Raw genomic sequence first — 18,062 nt, forward strand, 5'->3', positions numbered from 1 at the left:
GCTAAGCCTTTCAGCGCCGATGGTACTGCAGAGGGGACTCTGTGGGAGAGTAGGACGCCGCCGAACAATTTTTGAGCTCCGGTCTCCGGAAACCATTCAGTGGTTTCCGGGGGCCGGAGCATTTTTGCGTTCAGGGCCCGGATTTCACTGGTCAGCGGGGGCGGGCGCTGCGTGCTGAGTCGATGGCGTACCTGATCAGACCGGTGACGGCGGACGAGTGGAAGCGGCTCAAGGAGCTGAGGCTGGAGGCGTTGGCCGATCCCGTGGCGCGGGTGGCGTTTCACCGGACGTCCGAGGCGGCGCTCGGCTGGTCGTGGAGCCTGTCGGAGCCGGTGGTGGGCCGCGTACGGGTGTGGGTGCACGAGGAGAGCGCCCCGGCGGAGGGGCTGTACCGGGCGCTGGGGTTCGTACCGACGGGGCGGACGCCGGGGAATCCGAAGAACCCGGCGGCCGTCGAGCGGGAGATGGCGCTGCCCCGGCTGTAGGCGGGTGCCCGCCCCGGGGCCGCACGGCTCAGAGGGGCAGGGCGGCGTGGGGCCAGCGGGCGCGGGCCTGTTCCGGGGAGCGCATCGTGGCGAGGGTGAGCAGGCCGCGGGACGGGTCCGCGCGGAGGAGGTCCGGCAGGGCGGGCAGCGGGGCCAGTGCGGCGATGTCGTCCAGGGCGAGGGTGAGCGGCGGGTCGAGACGGCCGGTGGCGGAGCGGGCGGCCAGCCGGCGGCCGTGCTCGACGACCTGCGTCAGGAGCGCGGTGAGCAGCGGCATCGCGCCCGGGTCGGTGCGCGGGTCCTCCAGCGCCTCGCCGACGACGTAGAGCGTGCCGCCCTCGTCGAGGAAGGAGTCGAGGACGAGGGCGTCGGCGCGCTGGGCGTTGCAGGCGTCCCGGATGTGGACGGAGCCGAGGGCGGACAGGGCCCGGCTCGCCAACTCCTTCGCCTGGTCGCGGCGTTGCGGGTGGGCCGTCAGCACCGACTCCAGCTCGCCCGCCTGACCGGTGGCGCACTTCGGGTCGGTGCGCAGGATGCGGACCGGCTCCTGGGCGCCGCCGCCGGCGTGCGCCCAGCGGTGCAGCTGGCGGAACGGGCGTCCGTCGACCGCGGCGGCGTGCAGCCAGCAGCGCAGCAGCGTCCGGGCGGCGTCGGCGACGGCCGCGTCCAAGGTGCTGTGCGGCTGTACGGGGGCCAGCAGCGCGGCCGCGCGGGAGGCGGCGGTGGCGAGGTCCTCGCAGCCGGTCGTCGGCGACCAGCGGAGCCGGGACGGGGTGTCGAGGCGGTGCGCCGGGTCGTAGACGAGGACCGGGCCGAGCTTGGCGCGGGAGTCCTTGGTGGCCGACCAGAGGAACGGATCGGTGGTCGCGACGACGACGGGGCCCGGCGCGGCGGTGACGGCGGCCAGCGCGGCGGCGGTGGCGGCGGCTCGGTCGGTGCCGAAGTGGAGGCGGGGGAGGGGCGGTTCGGCGGCCTCGGTGGGGGTGGCGAGGGCGATGGCGGGGAGCGGGGCGGGAGCCGCACCGGGGGCTTCGCCCGTGCCCGTGCCCGCGCCGGGAGTCGCGCGCGTACCAGGAGCGACGTCCGCGGTGGGCGTGGCGCTGAGGGCCGCACCCGCGCCGAGTGGTGGGTGCGGGCCGGGAGCCGTCTCCGTAACGGAAGCCGTGCCGAGGCCCGTACCCGTCCCAGGAGCTGAGGTCGTGTCGGGGGCCGGGGCCCCCGATGCCGTCCTCGGAACCGCCTGCGCGCCTGGTCCCGTAGGGGACGTCGGGGACTGCTCGGACGGCCCGGGAAGCGCCCCCGCCCGCCGGGCCCGCCGCACCGCCCGGTAGCGCGTCAGTGTCCCCAGGGCGAAGAGGGTCAGGACCAGGAGGACCATCAGTTCGCCGATGAGGAGCCCCCAGAAGAGGCCGTAGCCGGCGAGTTGGGACTTGGGGGTGGCGGGCCAGGCTCCGGGAAGGTCGTGGGGTTCGGTGATGAGGTGGCGCAGGGCCGTGGGGGTGCCGGAGTAGGTGACGCCGTCCGGCCAGGCGCCGTGGCTGAGGAGTCCGGCGAGGCCGGTCGCCGTCCAGATCAGGACGCTCAGGCCGAGGAGGAAGGCCAGCAGGCCGATGAGCAGGGAGTCCGGGATGCCGCCGTGCTGCCGGGGGCCGCGGTCGGGCCGGGGGGCGCGGGGCGCGTCGTACCGGGGGCCGTGCGGACCGGAGTCGTACCGGGCGCCGTGCGGGTCGTACCGGCCGTCGTACGCCCCTGGACGGCCGTCGTATGCCCCCGGATGGCCGTCGTACGCCCCCGGATGACCGCCTCGCGGGTCGTGGTCGTACCGGGCGCCGGGGGGCGCGTAATCGTCGCCGTACGCCCCCGGGTGGCCGTTCCGGGGGGCCGGGTCGTGTGGGGGAGTCACGCCACCGTCTCGCTCGACTCGCCCTGGAGTTGGCGGGCCAGGGCCAGGGCCTCGGCGCGCTGTTCGGCCTCGGCGTCGGCGGCGGCTTCCAGGGCGCGGGCTTCGTCCGTGGGCAGGGCGGAGGCCGCGGAGACCTCGGACGCCTCGGTCATCGCGCGGTCGGTGTAGACCAGCGGGCGCTCCGCCTCCGTGATGAGGTGTTTGACGACCTGGACGTTGCCGTTGACGTCCCAGACGGCGATGCCGGGCGTCAGGGTCGGGATGATCTCGACGGCCCAGCGGGGCAGGCCCAGGACCTGGCCGGTGGAGCGCGCCTCGTCGGCCTTCTGGGCGTAGATGGTGCGGGTGGACGCCATCTTGAGGATGGCGGCGGCCTCGCGGGCGGCGGCGCCGTCGACGACGTCACTGAGGTGGTGGACGACGGCGACGAAGGAGAGGCCGAGGCGGCGGCCGAACTTCAACAGGCGCTGGAAGAGCTGGGCGACGAAGGGCGAGTTGATGATGTGCCACGCCTCCTCCACCAGGAAGATGCGCTTCTTGCGGTCCGGGCGGATCCAGGTGTGCTCCAGCCACACGCCGACGATCGCCATGAGGATCGGCATGGCGATGGAGTTGCGGTCGATGTGCGAGAGGTCGAAGACGATCAGCGGGGCGTCGAGGTCGATCCCGGCGGACGTCGGGCCGTCGAACATGCCGCGCAGGTCACCGTCGACGAGGCGGTCGAGGACGAGGGCGACGTCCAGGCCCCACGCCCGGACGTCGTCTATGTCGACGTTCATCGCCTCGGCGGCCTCCGCCTCCGGGTGGCGCAGCTGCTCGACGATGTCGGTGAGGACGGGCTGGCGCGGCGGGCCGGAGCCGTCGTCACCGCCGCCGAACTCGCCGAGCACCGTGGAGTGGGCGACCTTGAGGGCGAAGCCGGACCGCTCGTCCAGGCCGTGGCCCATCGCGACCTCGATGATCGTCCGCAGCAGCGCGAGCTGGCCGGTGGTGGTGATCGACGGGTCGAGCGGGTTGAGGCGGATGCCGCCGTTGAGGGCGGCGGTCGGGTCGAGGCGGATGGGGGTGATGCCGAGCTGCTCGGCGATCAGATTCCACTCGCCGACGCCGTCCTCGCCCTGGGCGTCGAGGACGACGACCTGCCGGTCCCGGAAGCGGAGCTGGCGCAGGACGTACGTCTTCTCCAGCGCGGACTTGCCGTTGCCGGACTCGCCGAGGACCAGCCAGTGCGGCGCCGGGAGCTGCTGGCCGTAGAGCTGGAACGGGTCGTAGATGTAGCCCTTGCCGCTGTAGACCTCGCGGCCGATGATGACGCCGGAGTCGCCGAGACCGGGGGCGGCGGTGGGCAGGTAGACGGCCTGCGCCTGCCCCGTGGAGGTGCGTACGGGCAGCCGCGTCGTCTCCACCTTTCCGAACAGGAAGGTGGTGAAGGCGTCGGTGAGCGCTCCGAGCGGATCGAGCATGGCCATGACGTACGCGCCTCCCAGCGGCTTAGCGGCGGATTCCGGTCGCGAACGGCAGGGTGTTGACGAACGCCCGGTGGTGCTCGCGGTCGCACCACTCCAGCTTGAGATAGGACTTTCCGGCCGAGGCGCGGATGGTGCGCTTGTCGCGGGCGAGCGCCTCGGGGGAGCGGGAGGAGACCGTGAGGTAGCCGACGAGGTTGACCCCGGCGGCGCCGGAGGCGAGGTCCTCGCCGCGCTGGTCGACGCGGCCGTGGTGGGCGACGTCGCGGGGGTCGACGACGCGGTTCATCTTCGCGGCGCGGCTGGCCTCGGCGTCGTCGTTGGTCTTCTCCGTCAGCATCCGCTCGATGGCGATCTCGGTGGGCTCCAGGTCCATGCAGACCGCGACGGTACGGATGACGTCCGGGGTGTGGACCAGCAGCGGCGCGAGGAAGTTGACGCCCACCGGGGTCAGCGGCCACTCCTTGATCCAGGCGGTGGCGTGGCACCAGGGGGCGCGGGTCGTCGACTCGCGGGTCTTGGCCTGGAGGTAGGTCGGCTCCATCGCGTCCAGCTCGGCGGGCCAGGTGTTGCGCTTGCTCATCGCCTGGATGTGGTCGATGGGGTGGTCCGGGTCGTACATGGAGTGCACGAGGGAGGCGAGGCGGGCCTGGCCGAGCGGCTGGCGGACGCGGATGTCGGCCTCGGCGAGGCGGGCGCAGATGTCGGTCAGCTCGCGGGCCATGACGACGGCGAGCCCGGCGTCGCGGTCGAGCTTGCCGCGGGAGGTGCCGCCGCGCTGGGCGGCCGCGGCGCGGGCCATCGTCATCGCCTCGGCGGCCAGCTCGCGGTCGTAGTGCATGCAGGCGACGAGGTAGGCGCGGTGCTGTTCGGAGGAGGTGGAGACCATCGACTGGAGCTGGTCGTACGACTCCTGGAGCCAGGCGGGGGAGGCGGTGTCGCCGCGCTGGGCGACGTCCTTGGCGTGCGCGTCCGGGTCGGCGGGCAGGGTGCGGGCCAGCATCTGGAGGCGGGTGACGAAGCCGTCGCCGTTGGCGACGTGCTTGAGCAGCGTGCCGAAGCGGTCGACCAGCGCCTCCTGGTCCTCGCTGTCGCGCAGGCCGACGCCGGGGCCCTCGATCTCGATGGCGGCGGTGACGGTGCGGCGGTCGGCGTGGAGGAGGACGGCGATCTCGTCGGGGCCGAAGGGGGCGGCGAGCCAGTTGATGCGGCCGATGCCGGGCGGCGGGCCGATCTCGACCTCGCGGCCGTCGAGCCGGATGCCGGCCTCGGCGGCGGCGGAGCGGTAGGCGGTGCCGCGGCGGAGGGTGCGGCGGTAGCTGCGCCGGATCTCGAACCACTTGTAGAACGTGCGGCCCTTGTACGGGACGTACACGGCGGCCAGGCCCAGCACCGGGAAGCCGGTGAGGGCGGCGATCCGCAGGGCGAGGACCTTCACCATCAGGCCGCACACCATGCCGAGGAAGGCGCCGGCGATGATCAGGGCGATCTCGCCGGTTTCGCGGTTCTTGCCGACGACGGCGTTGGGCCGGGCACGGCCGATCAGATACGTCCTGCGGGGCGCGATCGGATGGGGTGTGGTCACCGCCCTTCACCTCCTGCTGACTTGCCGGTGCGGGAGCCGCCGGGGGCGCCGGTGCCGGGGTGGGTACGGGGGGCCGGGGGGGCGGTGCGGGTGCTGTGCGCGGCGACGCCGCCGGCCACGCCGTTCGCGGGAGACTGGCCGCCTCCGCCGCCCTGGGACTGGCCGCCGCCGTCGGACTTGCGGGTGCTGTGGGTCTTGATGCCCTGGGAGACCAGCGCGGCGGGGGAGGAGACCATGGCGGCGGCCTGGCTGCCGTCGGTGGCGCGGCCCTTGTTCGTCCGGGCGGAGATCATTTCGTCGCCGAAGCCGGGGACGAAGCGGTAGATCATCGCGCTGGCGAAGATCGCGAGGATGATGATGGCGAGGCCGGAGACGACGGCGGAGAAGGCGTTGGGGCCCTCGTCGGAGGAGAGCGCGCCGGCGATGCCGAGGACGATCACGATCACCGGTTTCACCATGATCACCGCGATCATGATCCCGGCCCAGCGGCGGACGTGGCCCCACATGTTCTTGTCGACGAGCCCGGCGTAGACGACGGTGCCCAGCAGCGCGCCGACGTACAGCAGCGCGGCGCGGATCACCAGCTCCAGCCAGAGCACACCGGCGGCGAGTACGGAGACCAGCGAGACGACGATCAGCATGATCGGGCCGCCGCCGATGTCGGTGCCCTTCGTCAGCGCCTCGGAGAACGCCCCGAAGAACGTGTCGGTCTTCGCGCCCGTGCCCTTCGCGATGATCTCGGTGACGCCGTCGGTCGCCGAGACCACGGTGTAGAGGATCAACGGCGTGAACGCGGAGGCGAGCACGGTCAGCCAGAGGAATCCGATGGCCTCGCTGATCGCCTCCGTGAGCCGCACGCCGCGCACGGCGCGCTTGGCGACGGCGAGGAGCCACAGGACGAGGGTGAGGACGGTCGAGGCGGCGAAGACGACGGCGTACTGCCGCAGGAACGCGGAGTTGGTGAAGTCGACCTGCGAGGTCGCCTTCACGGCGTCGGACAGCTTGTCGACGATCCAGGCGGCGGCCTTGGCGCAGCCCTTGGCCAGGGAGGTGAGGGGGTCGAGGGGGTTGTTGTCGGAGAGACCGGGGGTGGGGGTGCTGGGGGCCTTGTCGCCGTCCAGGCAGTAGTCCTTGGCGGGGCCGGACAGCGCGTCGCAGGGGTTGCCGCTCCCGCTCGGCGAGGGGTCGGGCGACGGGGCGGCCATGGCCCGGGTCGCCAGCATGAAGAGCGTCGCCTGCGCACCGGCCAGCAGGGCGGCCACCGAGGTCGCGCGACGGCGGATGTTACCGGGCATAAGTGAACCCTCCGAACTCGTCGACGGCCTTCGTGATTTCCTCCGCGCCGGAGGCCGGGACGTCGCCCGTCACCGGGGCGGGCCCGGTCTTCTGGGTGTCGGCGGCGATCTTCCAGTCGCCTCCGGTCCAGGCCAGGTCGAAGGTCCAGGTCTTCCAGTCCGTGCGCACCGGGTCCGTGGAGCCCGTGCCGGCCAGCCCGATCAGGGCCGTGTACCAGACGGACACCTTGGCGGTGCCGTCGCCGAACTTCTCGACCTTGGTCCCTACGGGAATGGTGCGGGAGATGAAGTTCTTGCCCTTGGGGGCGTTGCCCGCGGCGTCCAGTCCGAGCCGCTTCAGGAACGCGGGGGAGTACGCCTTGTCCTGCGACGCCTTGAGCTCGGCGGCCACATCGGGGGTGTAGACGGCGGGCAGGATCTCGTGGCGGCCGGCCGTGCGGAACATCCGCTCGGACCCCAGCGCCACCGCGTAATTCGCCGCCGCCGACTGCGCCCCCTGCTGCGTCTTGGCGAAGCCCGAGGCGATGGTGCCGTTCTTGCCCTCCACGGGGGCGGTGCCGGTGGGGGCGGTGGGCCGGGCGGCGGGGCCGCTCTTGGGGGCGCCGTCCGCGGTGTCGTCGGTGCGGGCGGAGGTGGAGCCGCGGTTGGCGAAGGCGATGGCGGCGATGAGGAGGACCACCACCCCGACGACGGCGATGAGATTGCGGCTCGACAGACCGGCCCGGGACCGGCGTCCCGAGCCGTAGGCGTCGCTCTCGCTGTCCGGGAGTCTGGTGCGGGTCTGGCCGGTGGGACTCGTGTAGTCGCCACCGCCGTAGCCGTCGTCGTCGCTGCTCATCGCGTACGTGCCCCCTCAACCGCCATTGCCGTCTCCACCGTCCTCGCCGTCCCCGCCGTTGTGGGGCTGCCCTCGTATGACCGTAGCCGCGTGGTGGGCGGCTCGGGCGAAGTGGTGCGAGTACATCTCACGGTGACGGGTCCTCAGCTGCTGTGCGGTGGGGGCGAATGGGGTACTGCAGGGCATTTGCCCCCTTGGTGTGCACCCGCTTCGCCGCCTGCCGCTGTGGCCTTCTTCCTTCCGGACGGACCTGTCCCCACGGGGCGGCCGCCCCAACCGGTCCGCTGGTCGCGGGCGTGCCGGGTCCGGCCGGGGGTCCGGCCGTACGCGGGTGGGCGGACGTCAGCATGGGGCCTCGGCGCGGGAGGTGGGGCCGTCGGGGGGTGGATGGAGGCATACGGGCGGCGGACGGGGCGCATGCGGTGGCGCCGGTGGCGGTCCGGCCCGGCTCGGGGTGCGGCCCCGCGGCGGGGGCCGCGGGGCGTGCGGGGCGGGGAGGTGACGGCCCGTCGGCCGCCGGGTGGGGCGGCCGGGGCGCGTCCGGTGTGCGCTAGACGGCCATGCCGTAGACGATCGTGAAGAGGGTGCCGAGGGAGCCGATGATGAAGACGCCGGTGAGGCCGGCGACGATCAGGCCCTTGCCCTGCTCGGCGCTGAAGGTGTCGCGGAGCGCGGTCGCGCCGATGCGCTGCTTGGCGGCGCCCCAGATGGCGATGCCCAGGCAGAGCAGGATCGCGACGGCCATGACCACCTCGACCATCACGCGCGCTTCGTTGCCCAGGGTGCCGAACGGGCCCCAGTCCGGGGCGATTCCGCCGATGATGGTGTTGATGTCGCCTTTGCCGGCCGCAATGAACATTTTGAACTCACCGCCCCTTTATGGGTAGTTGTGGTCCCCTGCATGTGCTGACAGGGGTCAGTCTCCATCTTCGCCGACAAAGACACCACTGGATGTCGACTTGGCGGCATTCTTGCGCGGATTTCGTAGGGGCGGGGTGAGGATCGGCCCGCACGGCGCCCCGCGTCGCCCATCATGCCCATGGCGTCACCGTGTGTATCACGTATGATAACCGTGAGCAATGATGGGCTGAAGGGCGGCCCGGTGTGAGGTGGGCCGGAGTGGGCCGGGGGTGGACCGGAATGGGGTCGTCGGGGCAGGTCCGGGGGTGCGTCCCTTCCCGGGAGGAGGGACGTGGCCTGGGGCGCGGTGGTTCCGTGTCGCACCGTCACTTCGGTGCGGGGGGACCTCGCAAGGATCATCGGCAGGGCCACGAGACGGATCGCGAGGAGGAGGGGGCGCGAGGTGGCGCCCGGGGTGGGGCCGGGGCCGGGCGCGCCCGGTAGCCTCTCGGCCGTACGCCGCTCCCCGGTGAGCGCCCCCTGCGCCGAGGTGTGCGCCGCCGTGCGGTGGGAACTTCCAGGGGTGGCGGGGAATCGGCGGCGAAGTGAGCCCGGATGGGGGAGGGTTGGGACGTGCGGAAACTCTGGATAGCAGGTGGTATCGGGGCGGGGCTGATGCTCTGCCTCCTCGCGCTGCTCGTGATCGGCACGTACACCGCGGCCGCCGGGCTGGTCGGTGCGGCCGGTGGGCGCGCGCTCGGGCTGGCCAAGGGGGCGGTGCCCGCCGAATACCAGCCACTGGTGCAGAAGTGGGGCCAGCTCTGCCCGGCGATAAGCCCCTCGCTGCTGGCCGCGCAGCTCTACCAGGAGAGCGGCTGGAACCCCCGGGCCCAGAGCCCCGCCGGTGCGCAGGGCATGGCGCAGTTCATCCCCGGTACCTGGGCCACCCACGGCGTCGACGGCAACGGCGACGGCAAGAAGGACATATGGGATCCGGCGGACGCCATCGCGTCGGCGGCGTCGTACGACTGTGAGCTGGCGAAGTACGTGAAGGACGCGCCGGGCGACTCCACGCACAACATGCTCGCCGCGTACAACGCGGGCGCCTACCGCGTCATCCAGTACAGCGGCGTCCCGCCTTACGGCGAGACACAGAACTACGTCAAGACGATCACCACGCTCGCCAAGAGCTTCGAGGCGCCGACGGCGCCGGTCGCGTCGAACAAGCAGGCAGCCGCGGCCATCTACTACGCGCAGGCGAAGCTCGGCACGCCCTACCTCTGGGGCGGTACGGGCACCGCCGCGCAGAACGGCCGGTTCGACTGTTCCGGGCTGACGCAGGCCGCGTACCACTCGGTCGGAATAGATCTGCCGCGGGTGGCGAACGACCAGTGGAACGCCGGTCCGCACCCCAAGCGCAACGAGCTGCTCCCCGGCGATCTGGTGTTCTTCGCGAACGATCTGACGGACCCTCGGTCGATCCACCACGTCGGGATGTACGTCGGCGGCGGATACATGATCAACGCGCCGCACACGGGTGCGCTGATCCGGTTCGACAAGATCGACGTGCCGGACTACATCGGCGCCACCCGCGTCACCTCCGATGGCGCGAAAGCGCTGCCCACTGCGAACACCGCGTGAACATGAGGCGCCCGGCGCCCGGGGTGGGTCACGCTGGGACAACAGGCTGTTGATCATCCGGTGGAGTGCGGAACGACCGCGATGACGCGCCCGTTCTCCTGGCGTCGGGCGGGCCGGACGCGGGGGCGCGCCCGTCGTGACGGTACGGCGGAGCGGGACGATCACGGGGGCCGGCAGCACACACACGGCGCTCGCGCGCGCGGAAGATGAAGGGGTCACAGCAGATGGCTGGACTCGCACTTGAGGGGCCGGACCCGGATGCCGACGTGCTCGGCGGCATCAACGGCCTCGCGAAGGATGCTCCGCGGTGGGTCAACCACGCGATGGAGTATCTCGGCGAATACGGCGTCCTCGCCGCGCTCGCCGTGCTGTGCGTGCTCGCCTGGTGGTCCGTGCGGCGCCGCGCCGGGGCGCCCGCCGCGGTTGCCGGGCTGGTGTGGGCGCCACTGGCCGCCGGTCTCGCGCTGCTCGCCAACGCCCCCATCCGGGCCATCGTCAGCCGCCCCCGCCCGTTCCACGACCACGCCGGGCTGACGGTCCTCGTTCCGGGGAAGACCGACTTCTCGTTCGTCAGCGACCACGCGACGCTCGCCATGGCGGTCGGCGCCGGACTCTTCCTCGTCCGCCGCTCCTACGGCCTGATCGGTATCGGCCTGGCGCTGTTCGAAGGGTTCTGCCGGATCTACCTGGGTGTGCACTACCCGACGGACGTCATCGGCGGGTTCGCGCTGGGCACCGCCGTGGTGCTGCTGCTCGCGCCGCCCGCGCAGGCGCTGCTGGTACCGCTGATGACCCGGCTCGGCCGCTCCCGCGCGGGCCGCCTGGTGCGGGCCCCCGGGGTCCCCGAGACGGCGGAGACGCCCGATGCCCGGGCGGCGGTCGAGGCGGCGTACGCGCAGGCGTTCACCGAGACGTACGGCGAGCGGTACGCCCCGGCGGACGACGGGCACCCGGCACCGGAGGAAGCGTCCGGTGCCCCGGCGGCCCGGGGCCGGGCGGCGCTGCCCGGCGGCGAGGGGCAGGAACGCGACCTGGCGGCGTGAGGGCGGGGCAGCAGGCCGCCGGGCTGCGCACCGCGCGGCGGCGCCCCGCCCGGCGCCCCGGCCCGAACGCCCCTGGGGCCCGCGCCCGTCCGGCCCGCGACGCCCCGCCCCGTACGCCGCTTACAACGCCTGCGGGAACGTGCTGAACAGCCGCTGCGGGTCGTACGTCCGCTTGACCTTGTCGAGGCGGTCGGAGGCCGGGCCGTAGTAGGCGGACTTCCAGTCCGTCAGGGACGGGTCGGTGTAGTTCTGGTAGGCGGCGCCCGAGGAGTGGCGGCGCATCGCGCCGTGGAAGGTGTCCAGCCAGGCGGTGCGTGAGGCGGACGAGCCGCCCGCCGGCCAGGACGCCAGGTACTGCGCGAGGAAACGCGAACCGCGGTGGACGAACGCGGTGTCGGTGGCGCCGACGCGGTTGATCGCGCCGCCCAGCGCGGTGAACGCGACATTGCCGGTCACGCCCTTGTGGCCGCCGCTCTCGATCTGCGCCAGGGCCGTCTGGATGCCCGGCGCGGACAGCGGCCGGTCGAAGAAGTGCGAGCGCGCCGCGTACGTTTCGCGGCCCAGCTGGCCCGGCGGGGTCTGGCCGGGCAGCGTGCCCGGCGCGTGGCACTGCGCCGTCGTCTTGGACGAGCAGCCCGCGTACGCCTCCATCGCGTCCAGGTGGTCGATGGGGGTGAGCCGCACGGTGGTCGCGGGGCCCGGGCCGCCGGGCCCGTCGGCGAGCTGGTCGACGGCGTTCTGGAGGTCGCGGTAGCCGCCCATGGAGAACGCCGCGACGGAGACGGAGGGGGTGCCGCCGGGGCGGGCGTCCAGATGGCAGGTGGACCATATCTCGTCCGCCTGCGAGGGGCCCCACCGCTGCCAGGAGCCCAGCACCTTGGCCGCCTTCGCCCACGGCCACGTCATGTACGCCATGACCGAACGCGGCGCGGGGTGTGTACGGAAGCGGAGTTCGGTGACGACGCCGAAGTTGCCGTTCCCGGCGCCGCGCAGCGCCCAGAAGAGGTCGGAGTGCTGCGAGGCGTCGCATGCGACGGTCTTGCCGTCGGCGGTGACGACCGTCGCACCGATGAGACTGTCGCAGGTCAGGCCGTACGCACGGGAGGTGACGCCGTGTCCGCCGCCCAGGGTGAGGCCGGATATCGCGACGGTCGGGCAGGAGCCGCCGGGCAGCGTCACGCCGCGCGCACCGAGGCCGGCGTAGATGTCGATGAGCTTGGCGCCCGCGCCGATCGCGACCTCGCCGCCCGAGGGCGCGCCGACCGTGTCGAGGGACGAGACGTCGATGACGAGCTTGCCGTTGCCGCTGGAGTAGCCCGCGTACGAGTGGCCGCCGCTGCGGATGGCGACGGGGGTGCGGTAGCGGCGCGCGAAGGACAGGCATTCGGCGATGTCCGAGGGGTGCGCGACGTAGGCGACCGCCGACGGCTTCAGGGTGTCGTAGCGGGTGTTGTACAGGCGCCCGGCCGTCGCGTACGCGGCGTCCGAGGGGCGGATGAGCTTGCCGTCGAGGCTCTTGGCGAGTGCGCTCCAACCGGCTTTGGTGGCGGCCGGTTTCGTGGACGAGGAGGCGGTGGCGGTGAGTGCGCGGCCCGCCGTGGCCGGGGCGGCGGAGGTGCCCGTGGCCGTGCCGTTCGTGGTGCAGCCGGTGGCCCAGGCGACCGAGGTGGCCGCGAGGCCGCCACCGGTTTGCAGGAGTGTGCGGCGCTTCATTGGGAGATGTCCCCTCATGGTGATCGGCGTCCCCGTACGGCCACGGGTCCGGCCGGTGGCCGAGGGGTGCGGCACCGGGGCGGGAGGCGCTGCCGTGGGGGCGGCGCTCCGGCGGCGGCGCGTGCAGCCTGAAGGTCGGTCAGGTGCGGTGCGCCGGCCGGTGCCCGGTGTCGTCGTTCTCTCCCTACCCAGATGCGGCGGGGGAGTTGGCGGTTCCCGGACGCGGGGTCATTCCGGCCGCGCGGCGGCGGTCAGATGGCGTTCGGCGTCCGTACGGGCCTGGGAACGGGCGCGGCGGGCGGCGCCGCGCCAGCCGCAGGAGCAGCCCGCCGAGATGAAGGACCCGCGCTCGGAGGTGGAGGCGCGGTGCCTGGTGCCGTTGGCCGGGGCGTCGTCGACGGCGGGCGCGGGGCCGGGGACGGAGGGGCCCGACGGGTGGGGGTGCGGGGCGCGAGCGGTCACCCCGCCACGCTACGCGCCCCGGGTGGCGGGGCGTGACGGGCCCCGGAAACGGTCGTTGTTCCGGACGGCCGGTGCGTGACCGGCCGTCCGGAACGGGCCGCCCGGCGCGGACCGCCGGTGAGCGGAGCGCCCGGTCGGCGACTTCCGGTACCGGCCGTTCCGGGTCCGCCCAGGGGAAGCGGCCGAAGGGGCTCGTACGCGATGGTGGCGCAGGTCAGGCGGGAGACGGGCGGGGTCGTCGCGGCGTTGGTGTGCGGGGCGGGGCTGCTGACGGCGGGGTGTTCGGCGGTCGGCGCGTCCGCCGACGGGCTGCTGGGCGCGGATTCCCCGGCGGCCGAGCGGGCGGTGCGGGCCAGCGCCGACGCGCTGCTGCGGGCCGGCGGGGCGCGGGTCACCTCGACGATGGAGACGGTCAGTGGCGGCACCCGGGTGGCGATCCGGGGCAGCGGTGAGTACGACTTCCGGCGCGGTACGGGGCGGCTGCTGCTGAGGCTGCCGGACCCGGCGGGCGGCGGGCGCGGGCCGAGGCCGCCGGTCACCGAGATCCTGGTGCCGGGCGCGCTGTACATGAAGAACCGCGGCGCCGGGGTGCCCGCGGACAAATGGGTGCGGATCGATGCGACGGGCCTCGCGGACGGCAACCTCGTCACCGGCGGGGCCACCGATCCGCTGGCCGCGGCCGAACTGCTGCGGGGCGCACAGGAGGTGACGTACCGGGGCGAGGCGCGGGTCGACGGCGTCGCGGTGCGGCACTACAGCGGGACGACGGACATCGCGGCGGCGGCCGGGGCGGCGTCGGCGCGGACGCGGCCGGTGCTGACGGCGGCGGAAAAAGGGTTCACCACGCGGCGGGTGCCGTTCGACGCGTATCTGGACGCGGCGGGGCGGCTGCGCAAGGTCAGCCAGCACTACCGCTTCGCCAACGGTTCGCCGCGCGGCGCGGCGGTGACGTCGACGACCCGGCTCGACGACTTCGGGCCCAGGCCGGAGGTGGCACTGCCGCCGCGGGACGCCATCTACGCGGGGCGGATCGCGACCGCGGGGTCGTGAGGGGGCCGCGGGGCGGTGGGTGACGGGGTGCCGGGTGGTGAGGCGTCGGGTGCGGGGGCCGGGCCGTGCGGCGAGGGGGGCGCGTACGGGGGCCGGGGGCGGGGCCGGGTGTGGTCGCCGGAGCGGGCTCCGGAGCGGTCGCCGGAGCGGTCGCCGGAACGGGCTCCGGGCCGGAAGATCACCTTTTCGACCGTCGGTTTTCAGCCGTCTCCGGAGTAGGTCGCGGAAGGGGCCGGTACCCGGACGGGGTGGCGGAAATGGTCCTTCCGTGCCATGGGCTGCGGGTGGCGCCGTCCCTACGCTGGGCGGTGTCCGCCTCGGAGGGGGAGGCGCGCGAAGGAAGGTGTCGTCCGTGACCGTGACCTGCGATGCGACGGTTCAGGACCGCGTGGCCCTCGTCGAGATCGAGCTGACCGGCGAGCTGATGATCGCCGCGGCCGCCGCGAGCGAGGAGCGGCTGAGCCCGGACCGTATCGACGAACTGCTGGATGTCGACGGGCATCGGCGGGAGCGGTCCGCCGGGCGGTGATCCGGCGGCCGGTGTGCCGCGGGTCTCAGGTGCGGAGCATCCGCTCGATGGCCTTGGTGGCCTCCTGGACCTTGGCGTCGATGGCCTCGGGACCGTGCACCGCGGCGTCGGCGACGCAGTGGCGCAGGTGCTCCTCCAGGAGCTGGAGCCCGAAGGACTGCAGGCCCTTCGTGCTCGCCGAGACCTGCGTGAGTATGTCGATGCAGTAGACGTCCTCCTCCAGCATCCGCTGGAGGCCGCGGATCTGGCCCTCGATGCGGCGCAGCCGCTTGAGGTGGGCGTTCTTCTGGTGGGCGTAGCCGTGGATGCCGCGGTCGTGGTCGGTGACGGTGTCCGGGGCGCTCTGGGGGGCGGTTTTCGGCGCGGGGGCGGGGTCGACCGCGGCGGTTTCGGTGGTGCCGTCCGTACCGGCGTCCGTCGTCGTCATGGCCGTCTCCCGTGGTATGCCCGTCGATTCATATACCCCCGGCGGGTATATGGTACCGAATTTTCCAGGTACCGGAGGTACCCCGTGCAGAGCATGCTGCCCGATGCGCGACACTGAAGGAATGCTGGTAAGCAGTGGCTGGATGATGCGCCTAACATCAACTCGACCGGAACCGATGCACCCCGAGGATTTCACGTGCGCTTTCGTCTGACCCCCAGGGAGACGAGCTTCTACGACATGTTCGCCGCATCCGCGGACAACATCGTCACCGGCTCGAAGCTCCTGATGGAAATGCTCGGGGCGGACACCTCCGCGCGGGCCGAGATCGCCGAACGGATGCGGGCGGCGGAGCACGCAGGGGATGACGCGACCCATGCGATCTTCCACCAGCTGAACTCCTCGTTCATCACGCCCTTCGACCGCGAGGACATCTACAACCTCGCCTCGTCACTCGACGACATCATGGACTTCATGGAGGAGGCCGTCGATCTCGTCGTCCTCTACAAGGTGGAGGAGCTGCCGAAGGGCGTCGAGCAGCAGATCGAGGTGCTGGCGCGGGCGGCCGAGCTGACCGCCGAGGCGATGCCGAATCTGCGGACGATGTCGAACCTCACGGAGTACTGGATCGAGGTCAACCGTCTGGAGAACCAGGCCGACCAGATCCACCGCAAGCTCCTCGCCCACCTCTTCAACGGCAAGTACGACGCCATCGAGGTGCTGAAGCTCAAGCAGATCGTGGACATCCTTGAGGAGGCGGCCGACGCCTTCGAGCACGTGGCCAACACGGTCGAGACCATCGCGGTCAAGGAGTCCTGAGCCCCGGCCATGGACACCTTCGCGCTTGTCGTGACCATTGCGGTCGCGCTCGGTTTCACGTATACCAACGGCTTTCACGATTCGGCGAACGCCATCGCCACCTCGGTGTCGACCCGGGCGCTGACGCCCCGGGCGGCGCTGGCGATGGCCGCCGTGATGAACCTCGCCGGTGCCTTTCTTGGCAGCGGGGTCGCCAAAACGGTCAGCGAGGGGCTGATCTCCACCCCTGAGGGCAGCAAGGGGATGGGCATCCTGTTCGCCGCGCTGCTCGGCGCGGTGGTCTGGAATCTCGTCACTTGGTACTTCGGTCTGCCCTCGTCCTCCTCTCACGCACTCTTCGGCGGCATGGTCGGCGCGGCGCTCGCGGGGGGCACCGAGGTGATCTGGTCCGGGGTGATCGAGAAGGTCGTCCTGCCGATGTTCATCTCGCCGGTGATCGGCCTGGTGCTCGGCTATCTGGTGATGGTCGTCATCCTCTGGCTGTTCCGCGGCGCCAACCCGCACCGCGCCAAGCGTGGTTTTCGCATAGCGCAGACCGTCTCGGCGGCGGGCATGGCCCTCGGCCACGGCCTCCAGGATGCGCAGAAGACCATGGGCGTCGTGGTGATGGCGCTGGTCATCGCCGATGTCCAGGACGCCAGCGCCGCCATCCCGGTCTGGGTGAAGCTGGTCTGTGCGATCACCCTGTCGCTCGGTACGTACGCGGGTGGCTGGCGGATCATGCGGACGCTGGGGCGGCGGATCATCGAGCTGGACCCGCCGCAGGGCTTCGCCGCGGAGACCACGGCGGCGTCGGTGATGTACACCGCGTCGTTCATGTTCCACGCGCCGATCTCCACCACGCACGTCATCACCTCCGCGATCATGGGTGTGGGCTCGACCAAGGGCTCGCGCGCGGTGCGCTGGGGCGTTGCCAAGAACATCGTGATGGGCTGGTTCATCACGATGCCGGCGGCGGGTATCGTCGCCGCGTTCGCCTACTGGGTGATCAAGCTGGCCTTCGGCTGACCGCCGCCGGGCCCTGGCCCGGCGCACCCGTACGGAAGGAAAGGGCCCGCCCCCCGATGTGGAGGGGCGGGCCCTTCGTCGTGCGGTGGCACCGCCATGCAGCACCGCAGGACGTGGGTGGGGCCGCCGGGCGGGCGGCTCAGCCGAAGCGGCCGGAGATGTAGTCCTCGGTCGCCTGGACGGACGGGTTGGAGAAGATCCGCTCGGTGTCGTCGATCTCGACGAGGGTGCCGGGCTGCCCGACCGCCGAGAGGTTGAAGAACGCCGTACGGTCCGAGACGCGCGCCGCCTGCTGCATGTTGTGCGTCACGATGACGATCGTGAAGCGCTCCTTCAGCTCGCCGATGAGGTCCTCGACGGCGAGCGTGGAGATCGGGTCGAGCGCCGAGCACGGCTCGTCCATCAGCAGGACCTGCGGTTCGACGGCGATGGCGCGGGCGATGCAGAGCCGCTGCTGCTGGCCGCCGGAGAGGCCGGAGCCGGGCTTGTTCAGGCGGTCCTTGACCTCGTTCCAGAGGTTGGCGCCCTTGAGGGACTTCTCGACGATGCCGGTGAGGTCGCTCTTCTTGGTGGTGCCGTTGAGCCGCAGACCGGCCGCGACGTTGTCGAAGATCGACATGGTGGGGAACGGGTTGGGCCGCTGGAAGACCATGCCGACGGTGCGGCGGACCGCGACCGGGTCGACGCCGGGACCGTAGAGGTCCTCGTCGTCCAGGAGCACCTTGCCCTCGACGCGGCCGCCGGGGGTGACCTCGTGCATACGGTTCAGGGTGCGCAGGAACGTCGACTTGCCGCAGCCGGAGGGGCCGATGAAGGCGGTCACCGAGCGGGGCTCGACGCTCATGGAGATGTCGTCGATGGCCTTGTGGTTGCCGTAGAAGGCGGAGAGGCCGCTGACATCGATTCGCTTGGCCATGGGGATCACTGCTTCTTTCTGGACGCGCGGTCAGCGGGCCGTCTG

17 protein-coding genes are annotated in these 18,062 nt (G+C 72.4%); 7 read left to right on the top strand and 10 right to left on the bottom strand.

What is annotated here, in order from left to right:
• Window positions 1-182: 182 nt before the first annotated feature.
• The gene (locus tag ACFWWQ_RS20615; protein WP_384598131.1) at window positions 183-485 is read left to right on the top strand and encodes a hypothetical protein; all 303 of its coding nucleotides are present in this window, start codon (window positions 183-185) and stop codon (window positions 483-485) included.
• A 28-nt stretch (window positions 486-513) separates the two neighbouring features.
• Here ACFWWQ_RS20615 and ACFWWQ_RS20620 read toward each other — a convergent pair whose 3' ends face one another.
• The 6 genes from ACFWWQ_RS20620 to ACFWWQ_RS20645 all read right to left on the bottom strand — a co-directional run bounded on the left by ACFWWQ_RS20620 (window position 514) and on the right by ACFWWQ_RS20645 (window position 8,431).
• A complete protein-coding gene (locus tag ACFWWQ_RS20620) occupies window positions 514-2,115 on the bottom strand; it encodes a type VI secretion protein (protein ID WP_384598254.1) in 1,602 nt (533 codons plus the stop codon).
• 269 nt (window positions 2,116-2,384) lie between these two features.
• Window positions 2,385-3,851, bottom strand: coding sequence for an ATP-binding protein (locus tag ACFWWQ_RS20625; protein ID WP_384598256.1), 1,467 nt, complete (start codon window positions 3,849-3,851; stop codon window positions 2,385-2,387).
• A 28-nt stretch (window positions 3,852-3,879) separates the two neighbouring features.
• Window positions 3,880-5,439, bottom strand: a complete 1,560-nt coding sequence (locus ACFWWQ_RS20630; protein ID WP_384598133.1) for an SCO6880 family protein — start codon at window positions 5,437-5,439, stop codon at window positions 3,880-3,882.
• Window positions 5,436-6,734, bottom strand: a complete 1,299-nt coding sequence (locus tag ACFWWQ_RS20635; protein ID WP_384598135.1) for a hypothetical protein — start codon at window positions 6,732-6,734, stop codon at window positions 5,436-5,438. The genes ACFWWQ_RS20630 and ACFWWQ_RS20635 overlap by 4 nt, the downstream gene beginning before the upstream one ends.
• Complete coding sequence (locus ACFWWQ_RS20640) at window positions 6,724-7,572, bottom strand: hypothetical protein (protein WP_384598137.1); 849 nt, start codon at window positions 7,570-7,572, stop codon at window positions 6,724-6,726. Before ACFWWQ_RS20640 ends, ACFWWQ_RS20635 begins: the two co-directional genes overlap by 11 nt.
• 550 nt (window positions 7,573-8,122) lie before the next feature.
• On the bottom strand, window positions 8,123-8,431 hold the full coding sequence (locus ACFWWQ_RS20645; RefSeq protein WP_143945021.1) for a hypothetical protein: 309 nt from the start codon (window positions 8,429-8,431) through the stop codon (window positions 8,123-8,125).
• A 614-nt stretch (window positions 8,432-9,045) separates the two neighbouring features.
• Here ACFWWQ_RS20645 and ACFWWQ_RS20650 point away from each other — a divergent pair.
• Window positions 9,046-10,053 carry an NlpC/P60 family protein gene (locus ACFWWQ_RS20650; RefSeq protein ID WP_384598139.1) on the top strand — a complete coding sequence of 336 codons (1,008 nt, stop codon included), beginning with the start codon at window positions 9,046-9,048 and terminating at the stop codon, window positions 10,051-10,053.
• Between the two features lie 224 nt (window positions 10,054-10,277).
• Window positions 10,278-11,096 (top strand): phosphatase PAP2 family protein, encoded by an 819-nt coding sequence (locus ACFWWQ_RS20655; RefSeq protein ID WP_384598141.1) that lies wholly within the window; start codon window positions 10,278-10,280, stop codon window positions 11,094-11,096.
• Between the two features lie 120 nt (window positions 11,097-11,216).
• On the opposite strand, the gene ACFWWQ_RS20660 is transcribed toward ACFWWQ_RS20655, so the two are convergent.
• Together ACFWWQ_RS20660 and ACFWWQ_RS20665 are read right to left on the bottom strand one after the other, a co-directional pair.
• Window positions 11,217-12,809 carry an FAD-binding oxidoreductase gene (locus ACFWWQ_RS20660; RefSeq protein ID WP_384598143.1) on the bottom strand — a complete coding sequence of 531 codons (1,593 nt, stop codon included), beginning with the start codon at window positions 12,807-12,809 and terminating at the stop codon, window positions 11,217-11,219.
• Window positions 12,810-13,037: 228 nt separating this feature from the next.
• On the bottom strand, window positions 13,038-13,271 hold the full coding sequence (locus ACFWWQ_RS20665) for a hypothetical protein (RefSeq protein ID WP_384598145.1): 234 nt from the start codon (window positions 13,269-13,271) through the stop codon (window positions 13,038-13,040).
• A 201-nt stretch (window positions 13,272-13,472) separates the two neighbouring features.
• Here ACFWWQ_RS20665 and ACFWWQ_RS20670 point away from each other — a divergent pair, with 201 nt between their 5' ends.
• Window positions 13,473-14,321 carry a hypothetical protein gene (locus ACFWWQ_RS20670; RefSeq protein ID WP_384598147.1) on the top strand — a complete coding sequence of 283 codons (849 nt, stop codon included), beginning with the start codon at window positions 13,473-13,475 and terminating at the stop codon, window positions 14,319-14,321.
• Between the two features lie 343 nt (window positions 14,322-14,664).
• A complete protein-coding gene (locus ACFWWQ_RS20675) occupies window positions 14,665-14,850 on the top strand; it encodes a hypothetical protein (RefSeq protein WP_384598149.1) in 186 nt (61 codons plus the stop codon).
• Between the two features lie 25 nt (window positions 14,851-14,875).
• Here ACFWWQ_RS20675 and ACFWWQ_RS20680 read toward each other — a convergent pair whose 3' ends face one another.
• Window positions 14,876-15,277: a metal-sensitive transcriptional regulator gene (locus ACFWWQ_RS20680; protein WP_384598151.1), complete on the bottom strand. Its 402-nt coding sequence runs from the start codon at window positions 15,275-15,277 to the stop codon at window positions 14,876-14,878.
• 195 nt (window positions 15,278-15,472) lie between these two features.
• Here ACFWWQ_RS20680 and ACFWWQ_RS20685 point away from each other — a divergent pair, with 195 nt between their 5' ends.
• Both ACFWWQ_RS20685 and ACFWWQ_RS20690 read left to right on the top strand, forming a co-directional pair.
• Window positions 15,473-16,093: a DUF47 domain-containing protein gene (locus ACFWWQ_RS20685; protein WP_030286220.1), complete on the top strand. Its 621-nt coding sequence runs from the start codon at window positions 15,473-15,475 to the stop codon at window positions 16,091-16,093.
• Window positions 16,094-16,102: 9 nt separating this feature from the next.
• Window positions 16,103-17,101, top strand: coding sequence for an anion permease (locus ACFWWQ_RS20690; RefSeq protein ID WP_384598153.1), 999 nt, complete (start codon window positions 16,103-16,105; stop codon window positions 17,099-17,101).
• Between the two features lie 139 nt (window positions 17,102-17,240).
• On the opposite strand, the gene pstB is transcribed toward ACFWWQ_RS20690, so the two are convergent.
• Window positions 17,241-18,017: a phosphate ABC transporter ATP-binding protein PstB gene (gene pstB, locus ACFWWQ_RS20695; protein WP_384598155.1), complete on the bottom strand. Its 777-nt coding sequence runs from the start codon at window positions 18,015-18,017 to the stop codon at window positions 17,241-17,243.
• Between the last annotated feature and the right edge of the window lie 45 nt (window positions 18,018-18,062).

Source organism: Streptomyces sp. NPDC059080 (assembly GCF_042739975.1).
GTDB classification, from domain to species: domain Bacteria; phylum Actinomycetota; class Actinomycetes; order Streptomycetales; family Streptomycetaceae; genus Streptomyces; species Streptomyces benahoarensis.

Coding starts and splice junctions, on each gene's coding strand:
- ACFWWQ_RS20615 (WP_384598131.1), top strand. CDS start 183: ATGGCGTACCTGATCAGACCGGTGACGGCGGACGAGTGGAAGCGGCTC.
- ACFWWQ_RS20625 (WP_384598256.1), bottom strand. CDS start 3,851: ATGCTCGATCCGCTCGGAGCGCTCACCGACGCCTTCACCACCTTCCTG.
- pstB (WP_384598155.1), bottom strand. CDS start 18,017: ATGGCCAAGCGAATCGATGTCAGCGGCCTCTCCGCCTTCTACGGCAAC.
- ACFWWQ_RS20670 (WP_384598147.1), top strand. CDS start 13,473: ATGGTGGCGCAGGTCAGGCGGGAGACGGGCGGGGTCGTCGCGGCGTTG.
- ACFWWQ_RS20680 (WP_384598151.1), bottom strand. CDS start 15,277: ATGACGACGACGGACGCCGGTACGGACGGCACCACCGAAACCGCCGCG.
- ACFWWQ_RS20655 (WP_384598141.1), top strand. CDS start 10,278: ATGGCTGGACTCGCACTTGAGGGGCCGGACCCGGATGCCGACGTGCTC.
- ACFWWQ_RS20690 (WP_384598153.1), top strand. CDS start 16,103: ATGGACACCTTCGCGCTTGTCGTGACCATTGCGGTCGCGCTCGGTTTC.
- ACFWWQ_RS20640 (WP_384598137.1), bottom strand. CDS start 7,572: ATGAGCAGCGACGACGACGGCTACGGCGGTGGCGACTACACGAGTCCC.
- ACFWWQ_RS20635 (WP_384598135.1), bottom strand. CDS start 6,734: ATGCCCGGTAACATCCGCCGTCGCGCGACCTCGGTGGCCGCCCTGCTG.
- ACFWWQ_RS20660 (WP_384598143.1), bottom strand. CDS start 12,809: ATGAAGCGCCGCACACTCCTGCAAACCGGTGGCGGCCTCGCGGCCACC.
- ACFWWQ_RS20645 (WP_143945021.1), bottom strand. CDS start 8,431: ATGTTCATTGCGGCCGGCAAAGGCGACATCAACACCATCATCGGCGGA.